We start from the raw sequence: 6,119 nt of genomic DNA on the forward strand, positions 1-6,119 counted from the left end.
TCTAGGGGAATTTTGCCAGAAGTTTAGAGTTCTGGCGATGGTGCGGGAGTTGGTGCTGGTTCCGGTTCCGGCGCGGGTTCCGGTTCCGGTTCCGGCGACGGTGCAGGAGTTGGGGCCGGTTCCGGTGACGGTGCGGGTGTTGGGGCCGGTTCCGGCGATGGTGCGGGTGTTGGGGCCGATTCCGGTGTTGGTGCGGGTGTTGGTGCTGGTGTTGGCGCGGGTGTTGGCGACGGCGCGGGCGTCGGTTTGGGTGCGGGAGTTGGTGCGGGCGTCGGTTTGGGCGTCGGTTTGGGCGCTGGAGCCGGCGCGGGCGTCGGTTTTGGTGTCGGAGTTGGCGCTGGGCTGGGTTCTGGGCTGGGTTCCGGCAAAGGTTCTGGACTGGGTTCTGGCAAAGGTTCTGGCAAAGGTTCTGGGCTCGGTTCTGGCAAAGGTTCTGGGCTGGGTTCCGGCAAAGGTTCTGGGCTGGGTTCCGGCAAAGGTTGCGGGGTTGGGGTTGGCAAAGGTTGCGGGGTTGGGGTTGGCAAAGGTAGCGGGTTTGGTATCGGAGTTAGTGTCGGCGTCGGATTTGTGAGTGCTGGCGGTGTCGGAGTGGGTTTGGGGCGCGAATTGTTGAGAAATGAGCCGACTAAAGCCCAGGAACCGAAGCCAGTCAAGATTACTAAGCCCGCCAGCAGTCCGATCGCAGCGATGGGATTGTCCCAAAAAGTGTCGCCTGCTGGCTCACTTAACGGGTCTGGCTGGTTTTGCGGGCGGGAACTCCGGGCGGCTGGCTGGTTTGGCGGGGGGGAAGTCGGGGCGGCTGGCTCCGGCGGTCTGCCCACGGCCACCGTTGCTATTAGCGAAGGGTTTGTCGGCACCACTGCTGGCGGCGCGGGCGGTACAGTTGGCTGGCTAGGCTTAGGATTAGTTTGGGCGTCGAGTGCTTGGGCGACTTCGCTGACAGATTGATATCGATCGCCCGGAGACCGATTCAACATCCGATTCAGCACCAAAGCCAAACCTGTGCTCACCTGCACTTGCTGCTGCCAATTCCACTGCAGCGTTTTTTGATCGAGCAATTCCTGCGGTTCTTTGCCTGTCAGCAGGACGATCGCCGTTACGGCTAAAGCGTAGAGGTCGCTGCTGGCAGTTACTCGCCCGCTGTGCAACTGTTCCATCGGCGCGTAGCCGATTTTACCGACAGTTGTCGCGTGGGCTGTTCCTTCGGGAGACTGGACTTTGGTGGCGAGTTCCTTCACCACTCCAAAGTCAATCAGCACCGGCATTTGGTCGTTTTCACGGAGGATGATATTTTCTGGGGAGATGTCGCGGTGGATGATGCCGCGGGCGTGGATGTGAGCCAGTACCGGCAGCATTTGCCGGATAAATACCAAGACTTCGGCTTCCGTGAAGCTGCGACCATTTGAAGTTCGATCGAGCAGCAGTTCGCGGTAAGTCATCCCTTCCACGTAATCCTGCACTAAAAACAAACGCTGGTTCTCTTCAAATATTGCCCGAAACTGGGGAATTTGCGGGTGCGCTATTTGGTAAAGTATTGCCGCCTCTCTTTGAAACAATTCCTTCGATTTTTCCAAAACGTAAGGCCCGCTTTGCACTGGGATCAATTCCTTCAGGGCGCAGCGTTCTTGAAACCGTCCCAAATCTTCTACTAAATAAGTCCGGCCAAATCCCCCTTGACCTAAAATATTCACCAAGCGGTAGCGGTTTTGTAGGAGAGTTCCAATAGCAATAGGTGGCTGCATAAGTTTAAGTAGAAACTGTTAAAAAATAGACGATCGCTCACAGACTTAGTAATGCTATGTCTTTAATGCTCTTGAGCATACTTCACTATCTGTAGTCCCCAGTCCCGACCAAAGTTAGTATTTTACATTTTTTTGACATTCTTGGACGCCAGGATGGTCAGAAACCGGGTTTTTCCACGAAAATACACAGGTTGCAACCCGCAAATCCGATCGAAAACCCGGTTTCTGCGTCAATATCTCAAGGGAGAAATGCACGATTTTTCGTAGAAACCGGGTTTTTTGGCTTTAGCCCTAATAAGTTGTCGCCCCTCGGTCTAGGCCATACATCTCTATAAAGCTGGAGATTATTTATGGGAGATGTCTGCTGACTACTGACTACTGACTAAGCTTTGCTTTCACCATGTCTTGAATTCTGTTACCGTCTGCTTTGCCTTTAAGCTGCTGCATTGCCTTGCCCATCACCTTGCCCATATCTTTTGCAGAAGTAGCGCCCACCGAAGCAATCACTTCGTCAACGACTTGACTCACCTCTTCGTCTGACATCTGCGGCGGCAAATACTCTTCAACAATTGCCAACTCCGCCTCCTCTTGTGCCACTAAATCTTCGCGGCCACCTTTGCGGTATTGTTCGATCGAATCCCGGCGCTGTTTGGCTATTTGCATCAAAATTTCCATTTCTTGAGCTTCTGTCAGCGTCTCTTGGCCGGAGGGACGAAGGCTGACTTCTTTTTCGAGAATAAATTTCTTGATGCCGCGAACTGTTTCCAAGCGAACTTTGTCCTTGGACTTCATCGCTGCTTTGATTTCTTCGTCAATGCGTTCTCTTAAGCTCATCGATTTCTACCTTGCTTTGCCCGATATCAAAAATCTGGAGTATGCTTCCGATTCTTAACTTTTTTTACAGTATTTTTCAAGTTTATTGCCTGTTGGTGGCATTTTTATCGCATTGAACCCGGATGCCTTCGGCCTTCGACTGAATTTTGGGCGGCTAGACTTCCAGCCTCCGCCCCAAATTGACTCACGCCAGAACTTTTAGACGCAGGGACACAAGTGCGATCGTACTTCTGCCAGTACAGAGTTCGCTAGAACCCACATTCCACGCCCTGGGGGTGTCACACAGCATAATTACGCAGAAAACTCTATCTTTACAGTAATAAATTATGCCTTTAAAAAGTTTTTAATCCGTTAATGTACGGTACTCAAGTATAATTCATAGTTTTATTGCTGGATAAAAATAAGTAAAAACCGATTGTGACCGTTAAGGGAGCCGAATGTGGGGTAGAAACCGGATTTGTTGGACATATTTCTGCAAGTCCTATTCAATTCGCCTAACTTCACACTTGTGGCCGCCCCGAATGTTCAATCTCTTAAAAAATTGGCTGAATATTTCTAGTTTCAGATGGTAAGATAGCGATGGAATAAACGTCCTGCAAGAGGCCTGCTGTGATCCGTTCTGCTACTTTACCGCTTCCGCTTCCCGAGCCGCCGGTTTCCGCTCATGACCGTCTGCGGCTGTTCTCCGGTTCTGCTAATGTTCCTCTCGCCCAAGAGGTGGCTCGCTATCTGGGGATCGATTTGGGGCCGATGGTTCGCAAGCGGTTTGCTGATGGGGAACTCTACGTTCAAATTCAAGAATCAATTCGGGGTTGCGATGTTTACTTGATTCAGCCAACTTGCTGTCCGGTAAACGATCGCCTCATGGAATTGTTAATTATGATCGATGCTTGTCGCCGCGCTTCGGCCAGACAAATTACTGCCGTCATCCCCTATTACGGATATGCTAGGGCTGACCGCAAAACGGCCGGAAGAGAGTCGATTACTGCAAAATTAGTGGCTAATTTGATTACGGAAGCTGGGGCCGGTCGCATTTTGGCGATGGATTTGCACTCGGCTCAGATTCAAGGTTATTTTGACATTCCTTTCGATCACGTTTACGGTTCGCCGGTGCTTTTGGATTATCTGGCGAGCAAGCAATTGACGGATATTGTTGTGGTTTCGCCGGATGTTGGCGGAGTCGCTAGGGCGAGAGCTTTTGCCAAAAAGCTTGGCGATGCTCCCCTGGCAATTATTGACAAGCGCCGCCAAGCTCACAACGTGGCAGAAGTGATGAATCTTATCGGTGATGTCAGGGGCAAAACTGCTGTGTTGGTGGACGACATGATCGATACTGCCGGCACGATTTCTGAAGGTGCGAGATTGTTGCGCCGCGAGGGTGCGAGGCAGGTTTATGCTTGTGCTACTCATGCGGTGTTTTCGCCTCCGGCGATCGAGCGTTTGTCTAGCGGGGTTTTGGAAGAGGTAATTGTTACGAATACAATTCCTGTGCCGGAAGAGAACCGTTTTAAGCAGTTGACGGTGCTTTCGGTAGCCAATTTGCTCGGAGAAACTATTTGGCGGATTCACGAAGATAGTTCTGTTAGCAGTATGTTCCGCTAGACAGGAAAGGCGCTTTTTGAATGTTTGTTTTAGGGTGCGTTAACCAAGTGTAACGCACCGTTTTTTTGTGAATAGTGCGATCGTTTCCCGCAAGTAATAAGCCCAGGCGCATCTAAATTTTACTGTCAAGTCCCATCAAATTCTTGTGGAGTGGGCGTCCCGCCCGCCCGGACAATACAATTTAGATGCCCGACAGATTATCAAGTTCCTCGGTAAAATAACCGTTATAACTTTGTAGTGAGGACTAAAGTCGTCATAAAAATTCGCTCGGACTTTAGTTCTCACTACGAACCAAGGTGACGATCGGCGATCGATCGCACTTGGTACCACCGGAACAAGAGATGGTAAAATTCTATCTTGTTGTTGGAAGAGGGCGAATTTTTTATATTCTAGATAAGTCTCGTCACAATCAGGAGCCAATAGGGGAAAATCATGAAACATTCACTTGTACGAACAGTGGCCGCACTGGCAGGTTCAGCAATTTTAACACTCGGGGCGATCGGTTCGGCTAAAGCATTTACTTTTGACGAAACCGAAATTAACCAAGACCGAGTAATTGTCATCGCCCAACCTCGCCCTTCCGGCGGCTACCAATTGCTAATTCTAGAACAAGTCTCTGACGCGCGAAAATGCTGGAGCGAAAGTGGCTCTAATCCCGTGAAAGTCGATCCATTATTAGTTAGTTTTGATTTCACCGGTATTTGTGGCCGCGCAACTGACAGCAACGGCTTTTCAATTCGCATGGCAGGCACCGATTTAGCATTAAAATACACCCTAACTTTGGAAACTGTTGATGGCAATGTTCTACTAATTGGAACTCCGGTAGATTACCAAGGTAAATCGGTGGTTATCGGTCGCACAAACGGCGATGTTAACGACTTCATGAAAATCAGTCTCGATCCTGCTTGGCGCTTGAGTAAAAGAGCTTACCAAGGCCGCACATTAGGCCACTTTTATTTCACTACCAATCAATCCGCACCGGGAGAAATTGGCAATACCGGAGGCAATACCGAAGCAATACCGCAGCCAATACCGCAGCCAATACCGCAGCCAATACCGCAGCCAATACCAATACCAATACCGCAGCCAATACCAATACCAATACCGCAGCAGCCAATACCGCAGCCATCACCGCAGCCATTACCGCAGGAAATACCAATACCGCAGCCAATACCGCAGGAAATACCAATACCGTAGGCAATACTGGCTTTTCTACAATTCGGAGATAGCTACCAATGATATCTACGCTTCCGAAATTAAAGAAGCTGTGGGCTTTGGGTTTGTAGCCCGGTTTTCTCAACATAATACCTTTCGACCGCAACTTGCTTTTACCAGAGAGCAATTGGTATCTTTAGTATTGGAATCCTGGAAAGGAATACAAGATGCTATATCACATTTCCTAGCAATGTTTCTATCCGTCCCTATAGCGATGTTGATATTGTCCGCTGGAGTGCCTGAAAAGTTCTATTGGCGCGGGAAAACAAGATAGTTAGCGGTTATCAAGATGGAACTTTTAAACCTACGCAGTCCGTCACTCGCGCTGAATTGATGGCGGTGCTCCGTCGAGCGGCGGAATTTGGTTTCTCTGCCCGGGGAATGAACCGGGATTTAGTTGCTCAAGAACCGTCTAAAACTTTTTCAGGCACTCAGAAGTATTGGGCTGCTGCTATTTTTGCTCAAATGTCTTCTTATTGTTCTGTTGCTTCTGCTCTTAACGAAATTGGCGATCGGTTTGCTTTCGATGATTCTGCAAAGCGGAATTACGCGGCGGCGGCTACTTGGCGGATGCTGAAATGCGTTAAGGCTGAGTAGGGCGAATTAGATCCCCGACTTCTTCCAGAAGTTGGGAATCTGAGTATATTGCATTGGAGTTTAGACTAAGCACAAATTTACTCAGCGTTAGCTGAGTAGAAATTATGGTGAATTTAGAGAGAGCTTCCT

General features: G+C 49.6%; 5 protein-coding genes. 3 read left to right on the forward strand and 2 right to left on the reverse strand.

Annotated features, from left to right (window positions below):
• Window positions 1-23: 23 nt before the first annotated feature.
• Window positions 24-1,742, reverse strand: coding sequence for a serine/threonine-protein kinase (locus QUA47_RS17960; RefSeq protein ID WP_333431715.1), 1,719 nt, complete (start codon window positions 1,740-1,742; stop codon window positions 24-26).
• A gap of 375 nt (window positions 1,743-2,117) precedes the next feature.
• Window positions 2,118-2,576, reverse strand: a complete 459-nt coding sequence (locus tag QUA47_RS17965) for a GatB/YqeY domain-containing protein (protein ID WP_333282125.1) — start codon at window positions 2,574-2,576, stop codon at window positions 2,118-2,120.
• A 609-nt stretch (window positions 2,577-3,185) separates the two neighbouring features.
• Between QUA47_RS17965 and QUA47_RS17970 the strand changes: the two genes are divergently transcribed.
• The 3 genes from QUA47_RS17970 (at window position 3,186) to QUA47_RS17980 (ending at window position 5,990) form a co-directional block, all read left to right on the forward strand.
• Entirely contained in the window at window positions 3,186-4,178 is a 993-nt protein-coding gene (locus QUA47_RS17970; protein WP_006635514.1) for a ribose-phosphate pyrophosphokinase, read from the forward strand.
• A gap of 432 nt (window positions 4,179-4,610) precedes the next feature.
• Window positions 4,611-5,375 (forward strand): DUF3747 domain-containing protein, encoded by a 765-nt coding sequence (locus QUA47_RS17975; RefSeq protein WP_333431716.1) that lies wholly within the window; start codon window positions 4,611-4,613, stop codon window positions 5,373-5,375.
• 270 nt (window positions 5,376-5,645) lie between these two features.
• Window positions 5,646-5,990 (forward strand): S-layer homology domain-containing protein, encoded by a 345-nt coding sequence (locus QUA47_RS17980; protein WP_333431717.1) that lies wholly within the window; start codon window positions 5,646-5,648, stop codon window positions 5,988-5,990.
• Window positions 5,991-6,119 lie beyond the last annotated feature (129 nt).

It is taken from the genome of Microcoleus sp. MON2_D5, from assembly GCF_036701905.1.
Lineage (GTDB): Bacteria > Cyanobacteriota > Cyanobacteriia > Cyanobacteriales > Microcoleaceae > Microcoleus.